Genomic DNA, 25,728 nt, shown 5'->3' on the forward strand with positions numbered 1-25,728 from the left:
ATTATGAAACAAATTGAGGTATCAAGGGCTACAATGGGCCGTCTTCCGGTCTATTTAAAGTATCTGAAAAATACAGATCCCAGTACTGAAAACATTTCTGCTACTGCCCTTGCAAAGGAACTCGGTCTGGGTGAAGTTCAGGTCAGAAAGGATCTCGGCGCTGTAAGCGGTGCCGGCAGGCCTAAGACCGGCTACAGGATATCAGAACTTATTGAAGTCCTTGAAAACTTTCTCGGACACAACGAAAACGGCAATGTCGTTATCGTCGGAGCCGGTAAACTGGGACGCGCCCTGCTTGACTACGGCGGTTTCAGAGATTACGGCCTTGACATAATGGCCGCTTTCGACAAAGCTGTTACTGAACCTGAAACAAGCAATCTCGGAAAACCTGTTTACTCGATGGATATGCTTGACGGTTTCTGCCGGGAAAACAACATACGCATAGGCGTTATCGCAGTACCTGCGCACAGCGCTCAGGAAGTATGTGACCGTTTCATAAAAAACGGTATCAGAGCCATCTGGTGCTTTGCACCATGTACTCTCACGGTACCTGATGACATTCCGGTACAGTACGAAAACATGGCGCTCTCACTGGCCTACCTGAACAAGAAGATCTGACAGCACGCTGGCTTTAATCTTACCAGACAGTAAATAATAACAAACACCCTGCGAATGAATTTTCGCAGGGTGTTTTTTTTACAAATATGCGGAATATATTTTTATATCAATCGAGCATTTTTTGATTGAAATATTCTTAATTTTATGGTATAATAACTAAAATGAGTTTATTATCTTGCAAGGGAGGGGATAATGATGCCAAGGCCGCAGAAACAATGTCTGTACCGGAATGCCTTCATAACATATGATTATGATAAAGATATATTTAATTATTCACGTGAAGTAACGGAAATATTCGGAGATCATTTTGACAAAAGACCACTCTGGGATATACTTGACGAAACAGGGATCGCAGCAGCTGGAACCGGAAAAATCTTCAGAAAAGCGCTGAATGCACTGATAGCTGACGACTCACGTACTGTGGCTAATGAAGAGCTCAGCATGAGAGCAGATTCCGACTATAAAAAAGTCAATACTATATTTCTTAAAAATCCGTTCAACAGGACAGTAACGATCTCAATGAGTATTGTGAACCGTTATCCCCTGAGCGACAAGGATGAACTGACCGGTCTGCTTACCAAGAACGCATTTATTGAAGAACTCAACGATCTTATGACAGTCCGTTCGGAAAATGAAATAAAGCAGCACATTGTAGTTTATCTTGACGTTATACGTTTCAAGATGATAAACGATATATTCGGAGCCAAAAAAGGTGACGAGCTTTTAAAACATGTCGCCGAAGTTATAAATAAAACAATTGGAAATTCCGGATTCGGATGCCGTATAGAATCTGACCGTTTCATGTTCTATACCCGATGCTCAAGAGATATGGTCAACGACTTCATAACTGAGTTTCTTGAGCGTGTTTCCAATTTTGATCTTTCCCTTGAGGTAATGTGCAACGCCGGAATCTATGTAATGGACAAATGCGTAAACGCAGAAGGCGCCGTGGACCGTGCCATAATAGCCCAGAAATCAATTAAAGGCAGCTACACCCGCAAATTCACAGTATATCAGGAAACACTGAGAAACGATCTGCTTACAGAGCAGGAGATCTCAGGACTTATGAAAACAGCTCTCAGGGAAGAGCAGTTCGTGGTCTACTACCAGCCGCAGTACAATCACACTACCGGCCTTATAGTCGGAGCTGAAGCACTTGTGCGCTGGCGTCATCCGGAACGTGGTCTTATCTCGCCGGGTGTTTTCATCCCTATTTATGAGAAAAACGGCTTTATTACCAAGCTCGATATGTACGTGTTTGAAAAGGTCTGTCAGTTCCTGAGCAGATGTATTGAAAATAAAGTACACATGGTACCGGTATCGATCAATCTCACACGTTACGATATTTTCAGTCCGGACTTTATAGAAAAGCTTGAAGATATACGCAGACAGTACGCTGTCCCTTCAAAATACATACGTGTCGAGATCACAGAATCCGCTACTCTCGGAAACAGCGAATTCATCAATGAAGCAGTACGCAAGCTTCACAGCTACGGCTATATAGTTGAAATGGATGACTTCGGCAGCGGCTACTCATCTCTGAACATTCTGAAGGATATCGACTTTGACATAATAAAGCTCGACATGAAATTCCTTGACGAGGATAAAAGCAGCAACAAGCGCGGAGCAACTATACTAAGCTCTGTAGTCCGTATGGTGAACTGGCTTAATCTGCCGGTTATCGCTGAAGGCGTTGAAACAGCGGAACAGGCCGATTTTCTTGAAAGCATCGGCTGTTACTACATTCAGGGATTCTATTATTCAAAACCGCTTTCAGAGCTTGATTACATGGGACTTCTTCAGAACAGCGCCACAGGAATAGCCCTTACGCATATGCGTTCAACGGAAGAAAACGCTGAAGTAGCATTTGATTTTCTTACAAACGATGCTGCCGAATCCTTCATATTCAACAATTTCGTCGGAGGCGCCGCTGTTTTTGAATACAAGAACGGTAACGCAGACATAATCCGCGTGAACAAAAAATTTCTCCAGGAAATAGGCATGAATATGACCGAACACGATCTGATGACAGCAGAATCCTGGCGCTATTTTGACGAGACCGCCAAAGACGTCTATATCGGTACTCTTGAGCGTATAATCGAAACCGGTCAGGAAGAGGAATGCATTACATGGCGCACTTTAAAGTCTAAATGCTGCGGTGAAGAACGTCTCCTGATAAGAAGCACAATCCAGCTGCTCGGAAAAAGCGGAGACAACTATCTGTTCTATTCAAGAATAAAAAACATTACGACACAGGAAAAGAAATACCGCGAACTTCTGCATGAAGAAGAAAATTTCAAACGTGCTTTTGAACAGATAGATGTTTACATGTGGGAGTACAATATACTAACGAAAGAAATGCTTCCGTGCTACCGCTGCCGGAAAAATCTCGGTCTTCCTTCTGTAGTGAAGAATTATCCTGAGCCTGTATTTGAATCGGGACTGTTCCCTTCCGACTATAAAGATATGTACTATGACTGGATGAAGCAGCTTGAATCAGGTGCCCGGCATATTGAAGGTGTTATACCTCTTACCAGCCAGCGGATACCATTTATGATAAGGTACACAACAGAATTCGACGAGACAGGCAGACCATTCAAGGCATACGGTTCTGCTACCAGAATTAAAGAATAAGAAACCCTGATCAAAAAAATCAGCATATCACTATGATATAATCCCCTTAGAGTAGACACTTTAGAAAACAAAAGTGTTAATCACTAAGGGGGTTATTTTATGTGATATGCTGATTTATATTTATACGTATGAAACAAATGAAATTTGCTGACCTGCAGGATATCAAAGATCATTTCAGGTATTCACCGTGATCAACCGAAAAGCTGTACCCAGTAATGCTGATATTCGCTGTCCGGCTTATTAAAGTATCCTATTCCTATATATTTATAGTTTCCGTTTATCATATTGGCATAATGCTGCGGCGAATCACACCACTGATTAAACACATCTTCAGGTGTTGAGCTGCCTGCAGCTATATTTTCTCCCATATATCCTGCCGGTATTCCGAGATCAGTAAAAATCGTATACCATTCGCGTTCTTCCCCGCCCGGACGTATATGATCAAATTTTTCCGTTATTTCTGATGCTCTGATACTCGCTCCTGAATTATATAATTCAGTACACTGCAGCAGACCTACACCCACTTCACTTCTTCTCTGATTGACAAGTCTGAAAAGCTCACGCTGAAATTCACTTGCTGAATCAGGGATCGATGGCGCAGGTTCCGGCTCGGGTTCCGGCTGAGGTTCAGGTTCCGGTTCCGGTTCAGGCTGAGGCTGCGGTTCAGGCTCAGGCCTGCGCGGAGGTTCTGTTTCCACAGGCTTTTCTGCTTCCGTAACAGGCGGTTCTGTTATATGCTGTTCAGTTTCCGCTGCCGTCTCCACTGCAGTTGTATGTGAAACTTCTGTAGTTGTTATATCTGAGACATCAGTCACTGACACTGAGGTAACAAATGTCTGAGACGTATATAAATCTGATGAAACAGCTGAAGTTACCACGGAAGTAACCGCTTCAGTATAAGATGATGTTTCCGTTAGCGTCTGTGAAACGCAGACTTCCCTGTTATCAGCTGCAACGGACCGTTCTGCAGATTCCTTCTGATTTACCCAGCGCTGTGTACAGAAACCCAGTACCGAGTATCCTGCGACAATTACAGCTGCAGCGATCCCTGTTACTGTATCTTTTTTCACTTCAATTCCTCCCTGAATTTTTTGAAATAAACTATTGACAAGCGCTTTCAAATGTGGTATAATAATTATCGTTGAAAACACTTAATACATAGGGGTGTGGTTCAATGGTAGAATAGGGGTCTCCAAAACCTTTGACGTGAGTTCGATTCTTACCACCCCTGCTTCAGGCTTTCGGTTAATCCGGAAGCCTTTTTTGTTTATGCGGTAAACGTAAAACTGACAGAACATTCAGCACTGAAATACTGTTACCAGATCAGAACCACTGATCCGAGATCTCATAATAATACCCCTGCATATAATCATACATACAGGGGATCATTTCAGTATCTGTCAGCTTGATAACATACGTGCAGTAATACTGCCTGTATATCCGGACGTATTTATATTATACCTTCCACTTATCAAACAATCCGTTGTCAGTACAGTTTATAAACCTGAGTTCAAACTCACCGTTTGCCATTATTGAAGCAATACCAAGCGTGCTTTTCGCATCAACATTAGTTTCACCCTGAACTGCTCTGGCTGCTCCGCCAAGCTTATGTACAGACGCCATAAAACCTTTAAGATCCCTGTTTGAATTTAATTTGATATTCATAATAATTACCTTTCAGTTATAAGGTCAGTGTCCGCTTAAAGCGAACAGCAATAAGAAATTTATTCATTATCGGCCTTCCGGTCTGCTGTCATTTCCTACATATATTATTATAACCTATTTATTTCATCATTTCAATATCGTTTCTATCTAAATTCAACTGTGGGATAACTATTTATTGCTCCGTTTTTTGTACAAAAATAACAAAACAGGTTTATACTTTATAATAATAAAAAAATCCGTACACCAAACGATGTACGGATCATTTCTGGCTCCCCCGACTGGACTTGAACCAGTGACACCCTGATTAACAGTCAGGTGCTACTACCGACTGAGCTACGGAGGAATATTTGTGCCGGCGTCTATCTATCTTCCCGGGTCGTCGCCAACCGAGTATTTTCGACGTAAAAGAGCTTAACTTCTGTGTTCGGAATGGGAACAGGTGGGACCTCTTTGCCATTAACACCGACTATCTTTAAACTGAATATTTCCGATTTTCTTTCTACGATTTCTCTACAGACTTTCCTGATACTCTAGGAAAAGCCCTCGACCGATTAGTACTCACTCGCTTAACACCTCACGATGCTTACACGTTAAGCCTATCAACCTCTTAGTCTTTGAGGGGTCTTACTCTTTCGATGGGATATCTTATCTTAAGGCCGGCTTCACGCTTAGATGCCTTCAGCGTTTATCCGATCCGCACTTAGCTGCCCAGCTGTGCCACTGGCGTGACAACTGGTGCACCAGAGGTGCGTCCATCCCGGTCCTCTCGTACTAGGGACAGCTCCTTTCAAATATCCTTCGCCCACGACAGATAGGGACCGAACTGTCTCACGACGTTCTGAACCCAGCTCGCGTACCGCTTTAATTGGCGAACAGCCAAACCCTTGGGACCGAATTCAGCCCCAGGATGCGATGAGCCGACATCGAGGTGCCAAACCTCCCCGTCGATGTGGACTCTTGGGGGAGATCAGCCTGTTATCCCCAGGGTAGCTTTTATCCGTTGAGCGACGGCATTTCCACTCACATACCGCCGGATCACTAACTCCAACTTTCGTTCCTGCTCGACCCGTCAGTCTCGCAGTCAGGCTGGCTTTTGCGTTTACACTCTCTGGTATGGTTTCCATCCATACTGAGCCAACCTTTGAGCGCCTCCGTTACCTTTTAGGAGGCGACCGCCCCAGTCAAACTGCCCACCTAACATTGTCCCCTGACCAGATTCATGGTCACAGGTTAGAATTCCAGCACTTCAAGAGTGGTATCCCAACAGCGACTCCACACAAACTGACGTCCGTGTTTCCCAGTCTCCCACCTATCCTGTACATGAAATACCGAAATCCAATATTAAGCTACAGTGAAGCTCCATGGGGTCTTTCCGTCTAGTCGCAGGTAACCGGCATCTTCACCGGTACTACAATTTCGCCGGGTAGGTTGTTGAGACAGTGCCCAAATCGTTACACCATTCGTGCGGGTCAGAACTTACCTGACAAGGAATTTCGCTACCTTAGGACCGTTATAGTTACGGCCGCCGTTTACCGGGGCTTCAATTCAGAGCTCTCACTCCTCCTCTTAACCTTCCGGCACCGGGCAGGTGTCACCCCATATACGTCATCTTTCGATTTAGCATAGAGCTGTGTTTTTGCTAAACAGTCGCTTGGGCCTATTCTCTGCGACTCATTTCTGAGTACCCCTTCTCCCGAAGTTACGGGGTCAACTTGCCGAGTTCCTTAACAACCTTTCTCCCGTTGGCCTTAGAATTCTCTTCCTGTCTACCTGTGTCGGTTTGCGGTACGGGCTCCTTGTATATACACATGACTTTTCTCGCCTCTTTCCACTAATACTTCCCGCTATTGCAGTCCCTTACGACCGGGGCAACCAGCGCCCGGCTATTCGCTTCAAAAGTGTCCTCATGCTTAAATACTTCGGAGGCTACGGAATTTCCACCGTATGTGCATCGGCTACGCGTTTCCGCCTCACCTTAGCTCCCGGCTTACTAGGAGCGGACGAACCTTCCTCCTAAAACCTTAGACTTTCGGCCATTATGATTCTCACATAATTCTCGCTACTCATTCCGGCATTCTCACTCGTATCTCGTCCACCATCGCTTCCGCTATGACTTCACCCTCGATACGACGCTCCTCTACCACTGATACTTACGTATCAATCCCAAGCTTCGGTACAGATTTTAGCCCCGTTGAATTTTCGGCGCAGGGTCACTCGACCAGTGAGCTATTACGCACTCTTTTAATGAGTGGCTGCTTCTAAGCCAACATCCTGGTTGTCTGGGCAACCCCACATCCTTTTCCACTTAAACCTGTTTGGGGACCTTAGCTGTGGGTCTGGGCTCTTTCCCTTTTGACCGTGAGACTTATCTCACACGGTCTGACTGCTGTGATCTTATTATCCGGCATTCTTAGTTTGATAGGGTTCAGTAATCTCTCGACCCCTAGCCCATTCAGTGCTTTACCTCCGGTAATCATTCACAACGCTAGCCCTAAAGCTATTTCGAGGAGAACCAGCTATATCCGAGTTCGATTGGAATTTCTCCGCTAGCCACACCTCATCCGCCACCTTTTCAACGGGGGTCGGTTCGGCCCTCCATGGAGCTTTACCTCCACTTCAGCCTGGACATGGCTAGGTCACTCGGTTTCGGGTCTATCTCACTCAACTTAACGCCCTGTTAAGACTCGCTCTCGCTTCGGCTCCGTACCTTAAGTACTTAACCTTGCTGAGTAAGATAACTCGCCGGACCATTCTACAATAGGTACCATATCACACCTTGACGTGCTCTATGTGCTTGTAAGCATATGGTTTCAGGTTCTTTTTCACTCCCCTCCCGGGGTTCTTTTCACCTTTCCTTCACAGTACTCTTCGCTATCGGTCATTGGGTAGTATTCAGGCTTGGAGGGTGGTCCCCCCGGCTTCCCACCGGATTTCACGTGTCCGGCGGTACTCTGGATCCTGCTCGCTTTCTCGTCTTTTCGCTTACATGACTGTCACATTCTCTGGTGTGCCTTCCCATGCACTTCAGCTAAAACTTAAAATGCTAAATGCAGTCCTCAACCCCGGGAGCATTGCTGTTCCCGGTTTGGCCTCTTTCGCTTTCGCTCGCCACTACTCACAAAATCTCGTTTGATTTCTCTTCCTCCCCCTACTTAGATGTTTCAGTTCAGGGGGTTCCCCTCATACAGCTATTGATTCACTGTATGATGCATGACTGTTAATCATGCGGATTGCTCCATTCGGAAATCTGCGCATCAATGCTTGCTTACAGCTCCGCGCAGCTTATCGCAGCTGACCACGTCCTTCATCGGCTCCCAATGCCAAGGCATTCTCCATACGCTCTTATTAGCTTTACCTTTTGTATCAGTTCGAAATTATGTCTGTAGAATTTTGTTACCTGACTATTAAAAAAACTTGTTTTTTAAATTGTCGTTCTTCTTCTCGTAGTTTTAATATCTTAATATTCAGTTTTCAAGATGCTTTGGTTTGTATTCATTAAGAATACATATCAGAGGATAACTTTTTATCATCTGATATCTGTTCTTAATGAGTGGGCACAAATGGATTCGAACCATCGACCTCACGCTTATCAGGCGTGCGCTCTAACCACCTGAGCTATGCGCCCAATTAAGAATGGAGATAAGGAGGATCGAACTCCTGACCCCCTGCTTGCAAAGCAGGTGCTCTCCCAGCTGAGCTATACCCCCATTTTAAGGATAAGTATCCTCAAAGCTGAACAATGCCTAACCCATGAACTAACCTTAGGAATTTTGTTCTTCTTCATGAAGAACGGTTCTCCTTAGAAAGGAGGTGATCCAGCCGCACCTTCCGATACGGCTACCTTGTTACGACTTCACCCCAGTCATCAATCCCACCTTCGACAGCGTCCTCCTTGCGGTTGGACTACTGGCTTCGGGTGTTACCGACTCCCATGGTGTGACGGGCGGTGTGTACAAGGCCCGGGAACGTATTCACCGCAGCATGCTGATCTGCGATTACTAGCAATTCCGACTTCATGCAGGCGGGTTGCAGCCTGCAATCCGAACTGAGACAATTTTTCGGGTTTTGCTTTACATCGCTGTATTGCTTCCCTCTGTTCGATTGCCATTGTAGTACGTGTGTAGCCCAGGTCATAAGGGGCATGATGATTTGACGTCATCCCCACCTTCCTCCGTTTTGTCAACGGCAGTCCCATTAGAGTGCTCTTGCGTAGCAACTAATGGTAAGGGTTGCGCTCGTTGCGGGACTTAACCCAACATCTCACGACACGAGCTGACGACAACCATGCACCACCTGTCTTTGTGTCCGAAGACGATCATATCTCTATGATCTTCACTCGATGTCAAGACCTGGTAAGGTTCTTCGCGTTGCTTCGAATTAAACCACATACTCCACTGCTTGTGCGGGCCCCCGTCAATTCCTTTGAGTTTCAGCCTTGCGGCCGTACTCCCCAGGTGGATTACTTATTGTGTTAACTGCGGCACGGAAGGGGTCAGTCCCCCCACACCTAGTAATCATCGTTTACAGCGTGGACTACCAGGGTATCTAATCCTGTTTGCTCCCCACGCTTTCGAGCCTCAGCGTCAGTTAAAGCCCAGTAAGCCGCCTTCGCCACTGATGTTCCTCCTAATATCTACGCATTTCACCGCTACACTAGGAATTCCGCTTACCTCTACTTCACTCAAGAACCACAGTTTCAAATGCAGTCTGCCAGTTGAGCCGGCATATTTCACATCTGACTTGCAGTCCCGCCTACACTCCCTTTACACCCAGTAATTCCGGATAACGCTTGCTCCCTACGTATTACCGCGGCTGCTGGCACGTAGTTAGCCGGAGCTTCCTTCTCGGGTACCGTCATTTTCGTCCCCGATGACAGAGGTTTACAATCCGAAAACCTTCTTCCCTCACGCGGCATCGCTGCATCAGGCTTGCGCCCATTGTGCAATATTCCCCACTGCTGCCTCCCGTAGGAGTCTGGGCCGTGTCTCAGTCCCAATGTGGCCGTTCAACCTCTCAGTCCGGCTACTGATCGTTGCCTTGGTGGGCCGTTACCTCACCAACCAGCTAATCAGACGCGAGCCCATCTTTCAGCGATAAATCTTTGATATCAATACGATGCCGTATCAATATGTTATGAGGTATTACCATCCGTTTCCAGAAGCTATCCCTCTCTGAAAGGCAGGTTGCTCACGTGTTACTCACCCGTCCGCCACTAAGTTTAAAAGAGCAAGCTCTCTTAAACTCCGTTCGACTTGCATGTGTTAGGCGTGCCGCCAGCGTTCATCCTGAGCCAGGATCAAACTCTTTATAAAAGTTCTATAATAACCTTCCGGTTTATTATCTTTCCTGTACTCTGTTCAGAATACTTAGCTGCAGATTTTATTATGTCTTCTGCTTGACTTCTTAAATAATTCTTTCGAGAAATCTCAAAGAATCTTCAAGGGTATTGTTTAGTGCATTGTTCAATTTTCAAGATACTTATTGTTCTGTCTTTCGGAGTGTTCTCTCGTCCGACAGCTTTTTAATTATACCACAGTGAAATTTATTTGTCAATACTTTTTTTAAATTTTTTCTGAATTCTGTTTCTTAGTAATATCCGGGCACGTCAAAGCAAAAACACGGTTTTCATTCGTCCTCTGTCCCGTTCGGTTTTTCTCAAATGCAAAAAGAGGACTGGCCATCAGTCCTCTTCTTCATCTTTGTCTTTTTCTTTATCTTTCGTTTCCAGCACAACGGCCTTGATCTTTGATACCCAGTTGTCTTCCATGACCATGACTGTAAACTCGATATTTTCATAGATAACGGACGGTGCTTCCTTTTCCGTCGGGATCCTGCCGAGAAGATCGACTACCATTGCATTCATGGTATCGTATTCCCTTGATTCCGGAAGTTTCACATGAAGAACAGACATCACATCTTCAGGATCTGCAGCACCGGATATCATGTAAACACCTTCCGAAATGTTTGTTATCTCCTGCTCTTCCTCGTCGTATTCATCCTGAATATTTCCGACTATCTCTTCAAGAATGTCTTCCATAGTTACGATTCCGGCTGTACCGCCGTATTCATCAACAAGAATCGCCATCTGCATTTTTTTCTTCGTCATGATCTCGAACACTTCATCGCATTTGTTCGAGGCAGGAATGTACAGAGCCTCATGCATAAAATCGCGAATCGTCAGTTCATCAGTATCTTCATGGCCGACCAGGCACAGAAAATCCTTGACGTAGATAATACCTATTATTTTGTCGATCGAACCGTCGTAAACCGGAAGCCTTGAAAAGCCTTTGTTTATTGCAAGATATACTATATCGCGTATCTTGTCATTCACTTCGAGTCCGACAATATCAGTTCTGTGAGTCATGATCTCAGACACCTTAACGTCGCCGAATTCGAATATATTATTGATCATTTCCTTCTGGCTCTCTTCGATAACGCCCGTTTCATTTCCGGCATCGACCATCATGAGGATCTCTTCTTCAGTGACTGTTTCGACTTTTGAACGGGCCGATACACCGAAAAGCTTTCCGGCGACAAACGAAAGGCCGTTTATCAGAAGTGTAAAAGGTCTCATAATGATCATGAGTGCTCTTACAAAAGGATATGCCTTCAGAGCTGTTTTTTCCGACGCATATTTTTCAGCAAGTCTTCTTGGTATCTCATCAGCAAGTGCCGATACCACTACCGACGCACCAATCACAGACAGAATGGTCCACAGAATCTCCATATAGCCTTCTGCTTTGAGCAGATCGCTCATCATAAAAACGAGGACTGCCCCGATACACATTCCGGAAAGCGTACGGTGTACTATAAATGAGCCAAGCATAGTATCCGGCGCAGCAAGAAAATCGCGAAGCTTCCGGTATCCCGGCTCCGTTTCAGCAAGTTCCTTTATTTTCGAATCATTTGCTTCAATAACTGCATGCTCCAGAAATGCGTAAAAAGCTCTTAACACTATAAAAAAACATAACAGAACAGGCAGACTACTCCCGTCAGGTGACATATTTTTCTCCTTTACAAACTTATAAATAACAAAAAAAGGTCTGAAACAGACCTTTGAACCTTCTCAATATAAAAAAAGAAAGCGGATTACGAGGCTCGAACTCGCTACCTCCACCTTGGCAAGGTGGCGCTCTACCAGATGAGCTAAATCCGCATTTTTATGATGCCTCCGGACGGAATCGAACCATCGACACGGGGATTTTCAGTCCCCTGCTCTACCGACTGAGCTACAGAGGCATTTTACGTCCTATTCAGACGAGCGACCCGGATGAGGTTCGAACTCACGACCTCCGCCGTGACAGGGCGGCGTTCTAACCAGCTGAACTACCGGGCCAGTTTGGTGGGAACAATAGGGCTCGAACCTATGACCCTCTGCTTGTAAGGCAGATGCTCTCCCAGCTGAGCTATGCTCCCAAACTTTCATCTTTGAGGTTTCGTTTCCGTTTCCTCTCTGACGACGATATTTATTTTACCACATTGCAAGGCTCTTGTCAACACTTTTTTTGAAAAAATTTTTATAAATTCTTTGTTTGTGAATATTGCATTATTTTTGTTCAGAACCGGAAAGATTTGTGGAGTAATAGCAAACAAAGTTTACGAATCCGGACGTTTCACCTGTCCCGCCTTTTGTTTCTGTAAAGACTGCGGTCCGAACCGCAAAAAACAGTGAACGCTTTTTTCACGTTCACTGTCTGCATTTCGTATATCATCCGCCGGACGATGAAGCAAAGAGTCTCATCACTTCACCGCGGAGGCCGTTGTTTTCCGGTGATGTAAGTTCCGGATCAGCTTCGATTATCTTTTCCGCAGCCGCCGATGTAAGTGCAAGCATATGCGTGTCTGCCGCCAGGTCAGCTATTTTAAGTTCAGGAAGGCCGTGCTGTCTGTTGCCGAAAAAGTCTCCGGGTCCGCGAAGCTTCAGGTCCTCTTCCGATATCTTAAAACCGTCCGTGAGCGAACTGATTATCTTCAGACGTTTCTTCGCTTCCTCGCTGCGGCTGTCAGTCACAAGAATGCAGTAACTCTTTTCCTTTCCGCGTCCGACACGTCCCCTGAGCTGATGAAGCTGTGAAAGACCGAAACGGTCGGCATTCTCTATCATCATAACTACGGCATTAGGTACATCCACGCCAACTTCCACTACAGTCGTGGACACAAGTATATCAGTTCGTCCCTCCTTGAAGTCATTCATCACTTCATCTTTTTCCGCCGGAGTCATTTTTCCGTGGAGAAGTCCCACGCGGAATTCCGGGAAATATTTAAGCTCGATGTTTTCCTTGTATTCGACTGCGGACTTAAGTTCCGTTTCGCTCTGTTCGATGACCGGACATACTATGTAGGCCTGTCTTCCCTCGTTTACATGCTTCCTGATAAATTCGTAAGCACGTTCACGGTATCCGCCAGTAACAGCATAGGTCTCAACAGGCATTCTTCCGGCCGGAAGTTCGTTTATTATGCTTATGTCCAGATCGCCGTAGATCATCATGGCAAGTGTTCTCGGAATTGGCGTTGCAGACATTACAAGTCTGTGCGGATTTTCCCCCTTCATTGCAAGAGCGTTTCTCTGTCCCACTCCGAAACGGTGCTGCTCATCAGTTATTACAAGAGCAAGCTTTTTAAACACAACATCTTTCTGGATAACTGCGTGCGTGCCGACCACTACATCATATTCGCCGGCTTCTATAGCTGCCTTAACAGTATTTTTCTGACGCGCTGTCATGGATCCGGTAAGTTCGCAGACTCTTATGCCGAAAGGTGTGAGGAAACCGCTCAGTGTTCTGAAGTGCTGGGAAGCAAGTATCTCGGTAGGCGCCATAAGAGCACACTGGCATGAATTTTTCACTGCAAAAAAGCATGCCGCAGCCGCAACGGCAGTTTTACCGCTTCCCACGTCGCCCTGAAGCAGGCGGTTCATAGGACGTTTTCCGCACATATCTTTTACTATATCGTCCACGGAAGCAGACTGAGCTCCGGTCATGGTAAACGGAAGTCCGTCCTTAAATTCATCCACGGATATATCAGCTGACATAACGCATCCGGCGGCTGCATCAGAGTTGCGGTGGCGGAGCATGCGCATGCCGAGCTGAAGGTTCAGCAGCTCATCAAAGGCGAGTCTGTACCGCGAACGCTTCATGGCATCCATGTTTTCAGGAACGTGGATATTCTTAAGCGCGTAGTCAAGATCGCAGAGACCGTTTTCCTTTTTTATGCTCTCCGGAAGGAATTCAAGCGGCTCGGCAGCGAGCATTTTGAGCGACTCAGCCACGTTTGTGCGGACCATGGTATTCGTAAGACCTGCTGTAAGCGGATAAACCGCACGCAGGGTATCGGAAGCTCCTGCCGGAATGTATTTCGGGGAATTCATCTCACGCGAAACGAGATTTCCTGTGACCTTTCCGTAAAAAACATAGTCTTCGTCTTCATTAAGCCCGTCAAATGTATAGACGTTATTGTAGAACACAACTGTAAAAGGAACACCATCACATGAAACGACCGCTTTGAATATTGAAAGTCCCTTTCTTATTTTCTGTTCCGGAAACTTCTTGAGCACAGTACCGGCAACTACATTGTTCTCATTGAGCTGCGCTTCATTAATGCGGACAGGCGAGCTGTAGTCGATGTAGTTTCGCGGTATGTGGTAAAGAAGATCAAAAGGCGTGCATATACCAAGCTTTGCATAAAGTTCTGCACGCCTGGCAGCCACGCCTTTCAGTACGGTCACTGGTTTAAGAAGGCCCGTCATTCTACTGAAATAATGTAGTAGTATACCGGCTGACCGCCGTTGACCAGCATTACTTCTACCTTGTCGCCGAGTTTCTGTGAAATAAGTCTGTGCATTTTTTCAGCACTTTCATCTGTAACATCAGCACCGTAAATAAGTGTAACATAGGAAGTTTCACTGTTTACAAGCTTCTTTACAAGTCTGACCATTACTCTGGTAACATCTTTGTCGGTGAATGCAAGCTTGTTGTTGTCAAGTGCAATTATCTCACCCTTTTTGATCTGTTTCCCGTCAAACTCTGTATTGCGGGCAGCAAATGTAACAAGACCTGTCGAAACCTTTTCAAAAGCTTTTGTCATCGCTGTCCTGTTGTCGGAAACATCCGCTGATTCATCAAACGCAAGCATTGCGGCAATACCCTGAGGTATGGTCCTTGTCTGAAGAACACATACACCGCGGTCGGCAAATCTTACTGCCTGCTCAGCTGCCATAATTATATTCTTGTTGTTAGGCAGAATGAATACTGTTTCAGCAGGAGTGCTGTAAACAGCATTTATGATATCTTCGGTAGAAGGATTCATCGTCTGTCCGCCTGTTACTATGCAGTCAGCACCGAGGTCGCGGAAAAGCGCCTCAACACCGTGTCCGGCAGCAACTGCAACAAAGCCGTATTTTTTCTCCGGTCTTGTACGGCGCACCTTGTTCTTCTGTGCCTTTTCCTTTACTTTTCCGTCATGCTGGAGCTTCATGTTCTCTATTTTAGGAAGATTGATATATCCGTATTCAAGAGCTTTCTGAAGAACGTTACCAGGTTCATTCGTATGAACGTGAACCTTGATGATCTCTTCGTCATCGACTACAAGAACACAGTCACCTATCGTTTCAAGATAAGCCCTGAGCGAAGCGGCATCCCTGCAGCCTGCGGACTTGGTGATTATACACTCGGTACAGTATGTGAATCTGATATCTGCCTCATCTGCGCCGTCACTTTCCGCAGCGGTATCTCCTGAAGAAACCGTTTCCTTAACTGACGAAACAGATCTGCCTTCGAACACATCAAGCATGGCTCTGAATATGATGACAAGGCCCTGTCCGCCGGCATCAACCACGCCTGACTTTTTCAGTATAGGAAGCATTTCCGGTGTTTTTGCGAGAGCTTCTGATGCTGCATCATATACCGTTTTCCAGAAAACCGGCACTTCATTTGTTGCTCTGGAAGATTTCTGAGCAGTCTGGGAAGCAAGCCGGGCTACAGTAAGAATAGTTCCCTCAGTAGGTTTCATTACTGCCTTGTATGCTGCATCGACCCCGTGTTCAAGTGCGTTTGAAAAATGAACACAACCGGCCGATTCCAGATCCTTGAACGCCTTTGAAAATCCACGGAACAGAATTGAAAGGATAACGCCTGAATTTCCCCTTGCTCCGCGGAGCATAGCTGAGGCAGCAGTATCTGCCACCTTTGATACGGAAACGTCATCACTTAACAGTTCGAGTTCCTTTCTTGCAGCGTTTATTGTCATTGACATGTTTGTACCGGTATCACCGTCCGGCACAGGATAAACATTGAGTTCATCCACCTTCTGGCGGTCATTTTCGAGGCAGACCGCACCGTTTATAATTGCATCTCTGAAAAGTTTTCCGCTTATCACGTGTATATTCTCCTTTATTCTGTAATGCTGTCAACAAAGACATTTATTCCGGCTACATCCATTCCTGTAGCCTGCTCAACGGCATATCTGACACGGTGTTTAAGACTTCCCGTTACGGCCGATATGTTGGTTCCGATCGTCACTGAAACGTGAAGGCTGATAAATATCCTGTTTTTCTTCACCTTGATACTGACACCGTTCCGGTTGGCCCTGTTCAGTCTGAGTGCAGATTTAATGTCGCCCAGCACAGATACTGTATTCATATCGGCAACGCCAAAGCAGCCTGTAACAGTATTCCAGATAAGATCTGTAAGATATTTTTCTGAAACATTGATTTTTCCAATGTGATTCTCTATAGTAAGCATGTTCATCGTTCTCCCCCTGATACACAGATGTATCCTGAAATATGTTCCTCACCCGCCGCAAAGCGGAAATTTCCAATGTGTATTCTTTTATTATACCACAAACCACGCACAAGTACAACACTCCGTGAGATTGACAAAAATTACTCAACTGTGTTATTATTAGTACGGCAAACAAAAGACTGTCGGATCAAACGACCAGTTTACGAATGGAGAATCACATACATTAAATGAATCTGCTTTTTATCGGTGATGTAGTCGGACGTTCCGGCTGCGACTTTATCAGGTCAAATCTTTACAGGATCAAAAAAGAATACAGCATAGACTTTACGATCGCAAACGGAGAGAATTCAGCTCCCGGAAACGGAATCACAAGTGCGTCAGCGCAGGAGCTTCTGGAATACGGCATCGATGTTATAACTACCGGAAATCACGCTTTCAGGAGAAAGGAAACCGGAAACATCTTCGAACAAAGCAATATTCTGCGTCCGGCCAACTATCCTGACGGATGCGTCGGAAACGGATACGGCATTTACGACTTCGGAAAATACAGCATTGCCGTTGTAAACCTCATGGGAACTGCTTTCATGGAGGCTCTTGACAATCCGTTTTCATGTATAGACCGGATACTGAGTGAGACAGATACACCAAATATAATAGTTGACTTCCATGCTGAAGCAACATCTGAGAAAAAAGCCATGGGGCATTATCTTACCGGAAAAGTAAGTGCCGTACTCGGCACGCACACCCATGTTCAGACTGCTGACGAGATCATTTTAGGAGGACACACAGGATACATAACCGACGCCGGAATGACCGGTCCTGAGCTTTCCGTTCTCGGCGTAAATTCCGAAGATGCAATAAACAAGCAGAAATACAAAACTCCTGTTTGTTTCAGGGAATCTGAAAACCCTGCCTTTTTAAATGCAGTAGTCCTTGAAATTGATACTAAACTCGGCATATGCACTAAAATCAACCGGTTGGTTATAAGGTAACTTTACTAAAAATTTACGTGAAGTGTTGCAAATTCCATGCAGTTAATGTATAATGTACTTGCAGCCAGGCGAGATGTTTACACAATAATTAACGTAATCTAACTCAGGAGGTTTTCATTTTGGAAATTTTAAAAGTTTCTTCGCACTCTTCGCCAAATTCCGTAGCCGGTGCAATTGCAGGCGTCATCAGAGAAAAGAAAGCTGTTGAAGTTCAGGCTATCGGTGCAGGTGCAGCCAACCAGGCAATCAAGGCTATAGCTATAGCACGCGGCTATCTTGCTCCTATCGGGGTAGATCTTATCTGCGTTCCGGCATTTACAAACATTGTAATTGACGGCGAAGAAAGAACAGCTATCAAGCTTATCTGCGAACAGAGATAATTACAGTTGAGGATAATATAATGGGGGCGATCTATTGTCGTCCCCTTTTTTGTGCCTTGACAATCATCAAAAGCATATGTTATACTTAAGGAAATGCTGACCGGATTTTCACAAGGCAGATCTGTATCGGTTCTGGCCCGGAGATCAGCGGTTAGTCAGCAATTATTCACAGGGGAGTCTGTTGACAGTCTGAGAGGGAGATGTGATCTCCGACCCTTGACCTGATGCGGATAATGCCGCCGTAGGAAGTCACAGTGATTTTTTCCGGAGAGTTGTGCCGCGGTACAGCTCTCCGGTTTTCATTTTCACCCACCACCGCGAAATGCTGATCAGTTCCCGCACAGTGAGCTGTAAATCATACAGCATTTCCCTATTACAATGAAAGCAGGCAGATAAATGACACAGATGGAAGCAGCCAGAAAAGGCATACTGACAGAAGAGATGAAGGCCGTTGCGGCAAAGGAGTACATGGATGAAGAAAAGCTCATGAAGCTTATTGCAGAGGGTAAGGTAATTATCCCATGCAACAAACTCCATAAGTGTATAACTCCTAACGGTGTAGGCTCAGCGCTTACAACCAAGATAAATGTAAATCTCGGAACTTCAAGAGATATGGCAAGCCTTGAAGAAGAGCTTAAGAAGGTACAGGAAGCCGTTGATCTGGGCGCAGAGGCAATCATGGACTTAAGCTCATACGGCGACACAAGAAAGTTCAGAAAAATGCTCACTTCCGAGTGCCCGGCCATGATCGGTACAGTACCTATCTATGATGCCGTTGTTTACTACCACAAGGCGCTTAAGACCATAACAACTGACGAGTGGATTGACATCGTAAGAATGCATGCCGAGGACGGCGTTGACTTCATGACCATCCACTGCGGTATAAACAGGAATACTATAGATAAATTCAAGAAGAACAAACGTCTTATGAACATCGTCTCACGAGGCGGATCGATCATTTTCGCATGGATGGAGATGACCGGAAACGAGAATCCGTTCTACGAAAGATTTGATGAGATACTTGAGATATGCCGCGAATATGACGTGACACTCAGTCTCGGCGACGCATGCAGACCGGGATGCATTTTCGACGGAACTGATCCGGCTCAGATAGAAGAGCTTATCACTCTCGGTGAGCTTACAAAGAGAGCGTGGGAAAAGGACGTTCAGGTAATGATCGAAGGTCCGGGACACATGCCGATGAACCAGATTGCTGCCAACATGGAAATACAGAAGACACTGTGCCACGGTGCTCCTTTCTACGTACTCGGACCGATAGTAACAGACATTGCTCCGGGTTACGACCACATCACATCTGCCATCGGCGGTGCGATCGCTGCACAGAACGGTGCGGCTTTCCTCTGCTATGTAACACCGGCGGAACACTTAAGACTGCCTGATGCCAAGGACGTTAAGGAAGGTATAATCGCAGCAAGAATAGCCGCTCATTCAGCCGATATTGCAAAGGGTCTTCCTCATGTGACTGACTGGGATATGAAGATGGACAAGGCACGTCACGCACTGGACTGGGAAGGCATGTTTGACGCTGCCATCGATCCGGAAAAGGCAAGAGCATACCGTGAATCATCAAAGCCGCAGAAAGAGGACACATGCAGCATGTGCGGCAATTTCTGTGCGGTAAAGAACGTAAACAGAATCCTCGACGGCGAGATCGTAACTATATTCGACGAGTGATGAGTATGAATGATGTCAGAAAAATGATGAAGCTGTACGCCGTCACCGACCGTGCGTGGACGGGAAAGCAGACACTTTTCGAGCAGGCGGAAGCCGCCATGCGCGGAGGCATAACCTGTCTTCAGCTTCGTGAAAAGAACATGGATAAAGACAGCTTTCTGAAAGAAGCCCTTGAAATGAAGGAACTGTGCAGAAGCTACAACGTTCCGCTCATTATAAATGATGATCCTTATATTGCTGTAAAGTCCGGTGCTGACGGAGTCCACATCGGCCAGAAGGACATGAGCCTTAAGGAAGCAAGAGAGATAGCAGGAAAAGGCATGATAATAGGCGTTACAGCCGCTCTTCCTGAGCTTGCGGTAAAGGCTGAAAAAGAAGGTGCTGACTACATCGGCTCAGGTGCTGTTTTCGGAAGCACTACAAAAACGGATGCAAAGCCGCTTTCCCATGATGTTCTGCGCGGGATCACCGCATCAGTAAAGATCCCGGTAGTGGCCATAGGCGGAATAACCCGTGACAACATGATAAAGCTTGCCGGTACGGGTATTGCAGGTGCGGCACTTGTTTCAGCGATATTCTCTGCCGATGACATTGAAGCGGAATGCCGTTATCTGATGACGCTTTCAGAACAGATCATATCGAAAAATTAAGTAAGCCCTGATTTACGAGTAAGGGAGAAACGGGGCTTCGCCCCGAATCCCATGTCCTGATTTAGATTTATGAACAAATCAGCGTTTCCTTAAACCTAAACAAAGCCCCTCTGTACAGAAGGGGCTTTTTCACAAGAGGATGATAAAAATGAAAAAAGTACTGACAATAGCCGGTTCCGACTGCAGCGGCGGTGCGGGAATACAGGCTGATATAAAGACCATTTCGGCACACGGCATGTATGCGATGAGTGCGATAACCGCACTGACAGCACAGAACACAACCGGAGTAAGCGGCATTTTCAACGTTACTCCGGAATTTGTTGAAAGTCAGCTTGAAAGCATATTTACAGATATTTTCCCGGACAGTGTAAAGACGGGAATGATGTCAGAAGCAGAGATAATCGAAGCCGCTGCATCCGTTCTGAAAAAGTACAAGGCACCGAATATCGTGGTGGATCCGGTAATGGTATCAACAAGCGGAAGCAGACTCCTTTCCGACAGTGCACTTGATGCAATGACCGGTCATCTCTTCCCTCTTGCACGCGTGATAACACCGAACATTCCGGAGGCGGAAGTTTTAAGCGGCATAAGCATTTCGGATATCGCAGACATGGAAAAAGCCGCACGGATAATAAGTGAAAAAACGCCTGCCGCCGTTCTCGTAAAAGGCGGACACAGCGTTTCGGACGCAACAGATCTGCTGCTTGCAGACGGAAAAGTATTCACATTTTCCGGAAAGCGAATAGACAATCCGAACACCCACGGTACCGGATGCACACTCTCATCCGCCATCGCCTGCGGACTCGCAGACGGACTTTCCGTATCTGAAAGCATAGAACGTGCAAAGGAATATCTCACCGGAGCAATAGCCGCAGGACTCGACCTCGGCAAAGGTTCAGGACCGGTGGATCATCTTTACAGGATAAGGGGATAAAAAATAACAGACACTCATGTTTACGATCAAACACGGGTGTCTGCTTTTTTATTATTCTTCAATTTTATGTTCTTTGCCGTTGTAGTAACACATTCCGTCTTCTCTTTCAAGTGTTTCATAACCCATATCATCAGTATATACCTGTATCTGATGATATAATTCTCCGTTTTCATCGTACATGGCATATGCATAATAATCCCTTCCGCCGTTTGTTCCATTCCATGTACCGGTCGGCGCATCTGAACCGTATTCGGGATCTGTATTAAGCGGCATAGGCACAGGTATCGCTTCCCATGTTCCGTCTTCGTAGAATGTGAAACCTATATAGCTCAAATTCACGTAGCTTCGCACTGTCCAGCTTCCGAGAATAGCCTTGTGTGCTCTGTCTGAGTATGATTCAGTCTGAACCTGCTCTTCAGTTTCCGCTTCTGTTTCTTCAGCTTTGGTTTCAGCTTCCGTTGCCTGAGTGGTAACTTCTTCAGTCGTGACCTCAGTTGTAACAGTGGTCTGTTCAGTAGTAGTTACCGTCTCTGAAACAGTAGTTGTAAGCGCCGTGGTTTCTGCTGTAGTTTCCGCAGCCGTCGTAACTTCTGATGAAGTCTGTACATTTGTAACTTCCGGTTCTGAAGTACCTGTATTTCCCTTTTCGCATCCTGCAAGAGATACCGCAAATACAAATGCTGCAAGTGCAGCTGAAATATACTTTGATTTGTTTTTCATTTTCTAATCCCCCTGTATCTTTTTGATGTATATAATTTTATCACTTACTTGTCTTATCGTCAATACATAAAACCGGTCATATGCGCAAACCATCAGACAGTCTGCGTATATGACCGGTTAATCTTTATTATCATTCTTTTATATTCAGAAGTACATTGCAGCAGAATAAATCGTCTTCCTCGTAGAAATCACATACTCCGTCGTATTTTTCAGCTATTTCCCGTATTATGCGAATCCCCATGCCATGACCTTCAGACGTTTTTGTAGTTTTCAGCAAAGGATTATCAGTAAGAACAGAACTGTCAATGGAATTTCTGACGTTAAACATATAGCTCCATTCATTTGCTGATATATTTATCCGCATTATCTTTTTCTCACTTGCCGCTGCAGCGGTTATGGCATTATCAAGCATATTGGAAAGAAGACTGCACAGATCATGATCATCAATCCCGGCAAAATCCGCTATCGATGAATAAGCACAGTCTATTCCAAGTGCCTTCGCCGCAGAAAGTTTAAGATTTACTACAGCATTTACAATATCATTTCCCGTCTGTATAAAAACAAGCATCTCATCAGACTTACAACTGACATCTTCAAGATACTGCGATACCTTATCTGTTTTACCTTCCTTAAGGATAGCATTCACTGCTGCTATATGATTTTTATAATCATGGCGTATCTTTCTTATTGTCTCATACTGCAAAGATGCATTTTCAACGAACCGGTTATTGTATTCATTTTTAATTTTCAAAAGCTCATTTTCACGCGCTATATTATTTTTCCGGTTTATATCTATAATAAGGTAACAGGTTATTATATTAATAACAAGCATACTGAAAAGAACTATTACTGAAACAAGCTGAACTTTTCGTTCTTCCTTATATGCAAGTGAGATCATATTAAGCAGGATGCAGACGACTGAGCTCAAAACAAGTTCAAGAATAATTAAAAGCAGTTCTCTGCCTGACATCATATTTTTATTTCTGAATTCCTGCTTCAGGATTCTCATGGAGAGTACAAGCAGATACAAAATAAAGAGCTGTGCAAAGGCCATTGTAATATACCGCTCGGAACTTCTTGAAGACAGAATGTACTCCAGCGGAATGTTCAGGACATAGGAAAATAAATTAGTTGAAAATGCGCTCGCCAGCGCAGTTACCAGCAAGGCAAACACACTCACAAAGCCTTTGAACAGATTTGTTCCATGCAGTTCCCTGAACGCATAAACAAAAATCATCAGCGCATAAACTATTACAAAAAAGCTTTCAAAAGCAACAGTATAGTTGGCTATGGTTATGAGAAAAGCGAGGATAATACCGTAGATAAGTCCCCTGCTCTGAACATACGACGCATTCTTCTTTGAGCCAAGAACTGAATAGGCATAATAGGTAAGCATAAGTCCCTGAAAAACATTTACTGCAATTTCAATCGTTTCAGTCAGTATCATTACACCTTACTCCTTAAATACAGCGTATACTTTTCATCAAGTGCTTTTCTGCAGCTTCTGCTAACCGGAAGCTTCTGATTGTCAGGTGCCAGCATTACCTCGCTTTTCTGACTGTCTATTCTCTTAAGGAAGCCAAGATTGACCATATATGATTTATGGATCTTTACAAAATTCCGGCCTTCAAAAAGTAATTCACATTCAGCCATCGTTCCTCTGACTCTTATAGGATTATCCTTTTTCAAAACATGATATTTAAGGTAATGGCGGTCGCATTCAATATATATGATCTCATCCGGATATACCGCACACCTTCCGGAAATATCGTCTTCAAGTATAAGTTTCTTTTTATACTCTATTTGTTTCAGAGCCTTTTCCGTTACGGTTTCAATACCTTCTTCAAGAGAGATACTGCAGTTCTTTCTTATGAAATTAAACGGCTGAAAATTCAGACTGTCATAAACAAGCTCCGAATGACTGGTTATAAATATTATCAGACAATCTGATTTTCCGTTTCTCAGTTCAGACGCTATTTCAAAGCCTGACATTTCAGGCATATCTATATCCAGAAACATAATATCATATTTCTGCGTGTGATGCTCATTCAGCAAGGTGATACCATTAAGATGCCTGGATATGCTAACTTCCACTGACTGCCTGTCAAAAAAGTTCTGCAGTATTTCAGAAATCATACAGCATATATTATTGTCATTATCACACACAGCAACCCGAAGCATATCTATCACCGCCTTATAATATTCATACTGCTTACATCGATCAGACAGCAGTAATTCAGTTTACTATATTTTATCATTAATTCACCGGCTGGTCAACGATAATATCATAACCAGCAAAAAATTTCCGGACTTATTTTATTTAATAAGTCCGGGATTTTTCATTAATTTATCGGATTTCGTTGTGCTACAGAATGGAAACTGTAGATAGTATAAATAATCACACGGAATTACCATCATCGTCATTCGACTAAATAATAATTCGGTTTTTGCTCGGTATATTCATCCAATATACCATCCGGAAGAACCTCAACTGGTTCACTTTCTTCTTCAAATTTAATGTTATCTGTATGCATAAAATCACATAATTCGCCGTTCTCGTTATATCCATCATAACGCATGAGTACACCAGTATTTGCATCTACTATAAATTCAAAAGTATCAACTCTCATTTGTGCACCGTATTCAGGCGTTGTATTACCATTTATGATATAGCACTTTCTACCCTGATAATTGGTGATTTCTGCAATATCCCAGAGTGACTGATCCTGCAGGAAGCCGAATGCATATTCCTGCGGGAAAAGGCACGAATTTGACATTATAACATTGATTGGATTTGTTTTGTAGGCATAGCCAGGCATTCCTTCTTTGGTAAACATTCTTTCCTGATCCGGAATATCCATAACTTTATCCATTGAAATGATACTGTTACTTATATCTTCCCAGTTTTTAGTTTTCGGGAAAACACTTATAAAGCTGCTTCCGTCACAATATTGTGCATATTCCTGTTCAGTCTCAACTGTTCCGGAACTTATCTTTTCTTCATCTGTATCTTCAGTGGCATAATAGCTTCTGTAAACTGAAAATGCATTTGTGTCTGACAGACAAGTCTGAAATACTACTTCATCATAATACTCGCTTCTTGCTGATTTGTGAACAAACCTTCCTGATACTTTATCATAGTAATCGATACTGTTTAACATCATATAAAAAATATCATCTTTAGTCGCTTTTTCCGGTTCAGCTGCCTTTTTCAGTACTCTTACTTCTGCTTCAGCTATCTCTGGCTCAGTTTCCAAAGGTGTCGTTTCTGCAGCAGGCACAATATCCATTAAGCTTTCTGCAGAAAGACTGTTATCTTCTTTTTCAATGATTTTATTAACACTGTTTATTATCCAAAATGCCGAGCAAACTCCTAAAGCTGTCATTATCGTAACCGGTATCAACTTGATTTTCATGAGTAAATTTACTCCTTCCCTGATAGTATATGTATCTTTAAATTCATTATATCAAAATCAATTATTATTTCAATAGTTTTGGCACGAGTTGCAGTTTTCTGGCACGAACTAACTATAAAGATAGAGACTCTGATTATTCTTGCCGATTACTTTGGTGTGAACATCGAATATCTTTTAGGTCGATCAGCTAAGTTTAAAGATAATCTCTCAACACTTACTGAGTATTATTATGAAGACATTACGTATCTTGATTTAATCGCTACTATAAAACAATTTAACAAGCATG

At 44.4% G+C, this 25,728-nt stretch carries 17 protein-coding genes, 8 tRNA genes, 3 rRNA genes and 1 riboswitch; of the genes, 8 read left to right on the forward strand and 20 right to left on the reverse strand.

The genetic code is table 11. From position 1 onward, the window contains the following. The first annotated feature begins 3 nt into the window (after positions 1-3). Positions 4-618, forward strand: a complete 615-nt coding sequence (locus CC97_RS12230) for a redox-sensing transcriptional repressor Rex (RefSeq protein WP_044975208.1) — start codon at positions 4-6, stop codon at positions 616-618. 192 nt (positions 619-810) lie between these two features. Next, a complete protein-coding gene (locus CC97_RS12235) occupies positions 811-3,252 on the forward strand; it encodes a bifunctional diguanylate cyclase/phosphodiesterase (RefSeq protein ID WP_081850108.1) in 2,442 nt (813 codons plus the stop codon). A gap of 191 nt (positions 3,253-3,443) precedes the next feature. On the opposite strand, the gene CC97_RS18970 is transcribed toward CC97_RS12235, so the two are convergent. Continuing rightward, a complete protein-coding gene (locus tag CC97_RS18970) occupies positions 3,444-4,322 on the reverse strand; it encodes a CAP domain-containing protein (RefSeq protein ID WP_049962882.1) in 879 nt (292 codons plus the stop codon). Between the two features lie 90 nt (positions 4,323-4,412). Here CC97_RS18970 and CC97_RS12245 point away from each other — a divergent pair. Further along, a tRNA-Trp gene (locus CC97_RS12245) sits at positions 4,413-4,483 on the forward strand. A 224-nt stretch (positions 4,484-4,707) separates the two neighbouring features. Here the strand turns inward: CC97_RS12245 and CC97_RS12255 are convergent. The 15 genes from CC97_RS12255 to CC97_RS18975 all read right to left on the reverse strand — a co-directional run bounded on the left by CC97_RS12255 (position 4,708) and on the right by CC97_RS18975 (position 16,661). Next, entirely contained in the window at positions 4,708-4,917 is a 210-nt protein-coding gene (locus CC97_RS12255) for a hypothetical protein (protein WP_044975212.1), read from the reverse strand. 266 nt (positions 4,918-5,183) lie between these two features. Next, a tRNA-Asn gene (locus CC97_RS12260) sits at positions 5,184-5,260 on the reverse strand. Positions 5,261-5,267: 7 nt separating this feature from the next. Further along, positions 5,268-5,384, reverse strand: a 5S ribosomal RNA gene (gene rrf / locus CC97_RS12265). Positions 5,385-5,448: 64 nt separating this feature from the next. Further along, a 23S ribosomal RNA gene (locus CC97_RS12270) occupies positions 5,449-8,273 on the reverse strand. A gap of 195 nt (positions 8,274-8,468) precedes the next feature. Next, a tRNA-Ile gene (locus tag CC97_RS12275) sits at positions 8,469-8,542 on the reverse strand. Positions 8,543-8,551: 9 nt separating this feature from the next. After that, positions 8,552-8,624: transfer RNA gene (locus CC97_RS12280), tRNA-Ala, on the reverse strand. Between the two features lie 96 nt (positions 8,625-8,720). Continuing rightward, a 16S ribosomal RNA gene (locus CC97_RS12285) occupies positions 8,721-10,229 on the reverse strand. The 16S, 23S and 5S rRNA genes sit together here with 3 tRNA genes alongside, the layout of an rRNA operon. Positions 10,230-10,597: 368 nt before the next feature. Next, a complete protein-coding gene (locus CC97_RS12290) occupies positions 10,598-11,920 on the reverse strand; it encodes a hemolysin family protein (protein ID WP_081850109.1) in 1,323 nt (440 codons plus the stop codon). Positions 11,921-12,000: 80 nt separating this feature from the next. Then, a tRNA-Gly gene (locus tag CC97_RS12295) sits at positions 12,001-12,073 on the reverse strand. Positions 12,074-12,083: 10 nt separating this feature from the next. Continuing rightward, positions 12,084-12,156 (reverse strand) — tRNA-Phe (locus CC97_RS12300). Between the two features lie 23 nt (positions 12,157-12,179). Continuing rightward, a tRNA-Asp gene (locus CC97_RS12305) sits at positions 12,180-12,253 on the reverse strand. A gap of 4 nt (positions 12,254-12,257) precedes the next feature. Then, positions 12,258-12,333: transfer RNA gene (locus CC97_RS12310), tRNA-Val, on the reverse strand. Between the two features lie 292 nt (positions 12,334-12,625). Beyond that, positions 12,626-14,662 carry an ATP-dependent DNA helicase RecG gene (gene recG, locus CC97_RS12315; protein WP_044975214.1) on the reverse strand — a complete coding sequence of 679 codons (2,037 nt, stop codon included), beginning with the start codon at positions 14,660-14,662 and terminating at the stop codon, positions 12,626-12,628. Beyond that, a complete protein-coding gene (locus tag CC97_RS12320; RefSeq protein WP_044975216.1) occupies positions 14,659-16,290 on the reverse strand; it encodes a DAK2 domain-containing protein in 1,632 nt (543 codons plus the stop codon). Before CC97_RS12320 ends, recG begins: the two co-directional genes overlap by 4 nt. 14 nt (positions 16,291-16,304) lie before the next feature. After that, complete coding sequence (locus CC97_RS18975; protein ID WP_049962883.1) at positions 16,305-16,661, reverse strand: Asp23/Gls24 family envelope stress response protein; 357 nt, start codon at positions 16,659-16,661, stop codon at positions 16,305-16,307. 221 nt (positions 16,662-16,882) lie between these two features. Between CC97_RS18975 and CC97_RS12330 the strand changes: the two genes are divergently transcribed. The 5 genes from CC97_RS12330 to thiD all read left to right on the forward strand — a co-directional run bounded on the left by CC97_RS12330 (position 16,883) and on the right by thiD (position 21,306). After that, positions 16,883-17,647, forward strand: a complete 765-nt coding sequence (locus CC97_RS12330) for a TIGR00282 family metallophosphoesterase (protein WP_044975217.1) — start codon at positions 16,883-16,885, stop codon at positions 17,645-17,647. A gap of 119 nt (positions 17,648-17,766) precedes the next feature. Continuing rightward, positions 17,767-18,027, forward strand: coding sequence for a stage V sporulation protein S (locus tag CC97_RS12335; RefSeq protein ID WP_044975219.1), 261 nt, complete (start codon positions 17,767-17,769; stop codon positions 18,025-18,027). A gap of 160 nt (positions 18,028-18,187) precedes the next feature. Then, a riboswitch (TPP riboswitch) is annotated at positions 18,188-18,292 on the forward strand. A 131-nt stretch (positions 18,293-18,423) separates the two neighbouring features. Continuing rightward, entirely contained in the window at positions 18,424-19,722 is a 1,299-nt protein-coding gene (gene thiC / locus CC97_RS12340; protein WP_044975220.1) for a phosphomethylpyrimidine synthase ThiC, read from the forward strand. A gap of 5 nt (positions 19,723-19,727) precedes the next feature. Next, positions 19,728-20,372 (forward strand): thiamine phosphate synthase, encoded by a 645-nt coding sequence (thiE, locus tag CC97_RS12345; RefSeq protein ID WP_044977027.1) that lies wholly within the window; start codon positions 19,728-19,730, stop codon positions 20,370-20,372. A gap of 148 nt (positions 20,373-20,520) precedes the next feature. After that, positions 20,521-21,306, forward strand: a complete 786-nt coding sequence (thiD, locus tag CC97_RS12350) for a bifunctional hydroxymethylpyrimidine kinase/phosphomethylpyrimidine kinase (RefSeq protein WP_044975222.1) — start codon at positions 20,521-20,523, stop codon at positions 21,304-21,306. Between the two features lie 51 nt (positions 21,307-21,357). Here the strand turns inward: thiD and CC97_RS12355 are convergent, their stop codons facing one another. The 4 genes from CC97_RS12355 to CC97_RS12370 all read right to left on the reverse strand — a co-directional run bounded on the left by CC97_RS12355 (position 21,358) and on the right by CC97_RS12370 (position 25,442). After that, entirely contained in the window at positions 21,358-22,026 is a 669-nt protein-coding gene (locus CC97_RS12355) for a hypothetical protein (RefSeq protein ID WP_044975224.1), read from the reverse strand. 130 nt (positions 22,027-22,156) lie between these two features. Then, positions 22,157-23,473, reverse strand: coding sequence for a GHKL domain-containing protein (locus CC97_RS12360; protein ID WP_044975226.1), 1,317 nt, complete (start codon positions 23,471-23,473; stop codon positions 22,157-22,159). Next, positions 23,473-24,207 (reverse strand): LytTR family DNA-binding domain-containing protein, encoded by a 735-nt coding sequence (locus tag CC97_RS12365; RefSeq protein ID WP_044975227.1) that lies wholly within the window; start codon positions 24,205-24,207, stop codon positions 23,473-23,475. Before CC97_RS12365 ends, CC97_RS12360 begins: the two co-directional genes overlap by 1 nt. Before the next feature lie 239 nt (positions 24,208-24,446). Further along, positions 24,447-25,442 carry a hypothetical protein gene (locus CC97_RS12370; RefSeq protein ID WP_044975229.1) on the reverse strand — a complete coding sequence of 332 codons (996 nt, stop codon included), beginning with the start codon at positions 25,440-25,442 and terminating at the stop codon, positions 24,447-24,449. Positions 25,443-25,728: the final 286 nt, after the last annotated feature.

Origin of the sequence: Ruminococcus sp. HUN007 (assembly GCF_000712055.1) — a bacterium.
In the GTDB taxonomy this organism is placed as follows: Bacteria; Bacillota; Clostridia; order Oscillospirales; family Ruminococcaceae; genus HUN007.

Coding starts and splice junctions, on each gene's coding strand:
- CC97_RS12230 (WP_044975208.1), top strand. CDS start 4: ATGAAACAAATTGAGGTATCAAGGGCTACAATGGGCCGTCTTCCGGTC.
- CC97_RS12235 (WP_081850108.1), top strand. CDS start 811: ATGATGCCAAGGCCGCAGAAACAATGTCTGTACCGGAATGCCTTCATA.
- CC97_RS12255 (WP_044975212.1), bottom strand. CDS start 4,917: ATGAATATCAAATTAAATTCAAACAGGGATCTTAAAGGTTTTATGGCG.
- CC97_RS12290 (WP_081850109.1), bottom strand. CDS start 11,920: ATGTCACCTGACGGGAGTAGTCTGCCTGTTCTGTTATGTTTTTTTATA.
- recG (WP_044975214.1), bottom strand. CDS start 14,662: ATGACGGGCCTTCTTAAACCAGTGACCGTACTGAAAGGCGTGGCTGCC.
- CC97_RS18975 (WP_049962883.1), bottom strand. CDS start 16,661: ATGAACATGCTTACTATAGAGAATCACATTGGAAAAATCAATGTTTCA.
- CC97_RS12330 (WP_044975217.1), top strand. CDS start 16,883: ATGAATCTGCTTTTTATCGGTGATGTAGTCGGACGTTCCGGCTGCGAC.
- thiC (WP_044975220.1), top strand. CDS start 18,424: ATGACACAGATGGAAGCAGCCAGAAAAGGCATACTGACAGAAGAGATG.
- thiE (WP_044977027.1), top strand. CDS start 19,728: ATGAATGATGTCAGAAAAATGATGAAGCTGTACGCCGTCACCGACCGT.
- thiD (WP_044975222.1), top strand. CDS start 20,521: ATGAAAAAAGTACTGACAATAGCCGGTTCCGACTGCAGCGGCGGTGCG.
- CC97_RS12355 (WP_044975224.1), bottom strand. CDS start 22,026: ATGAAAAACAAATCAAAGTATATTTCAGCTGCACTTGCAGCATTTGTA.
- CC97_RS12360 (WP_044975226.1), bottom strand. CDS start 23,473: ATGATACTGACTGAAACGATTGAAATTGCAGTAAATGTTTTTCAGGGA.
- CC97_RS12365 (WP_044975227.1), bottom strand. CDS start 24,207: ATGCTTCGGGTTGCTGTGTGTGATAATGACAATAATATATGCTGTATG.
- CC97_RS12370 (WP_044975229.1), bottom strand. CDS start 25,442: ATGAAAATCAAGTTGATACCGGTTACGATAATGACAGCTTTAGGAGTT.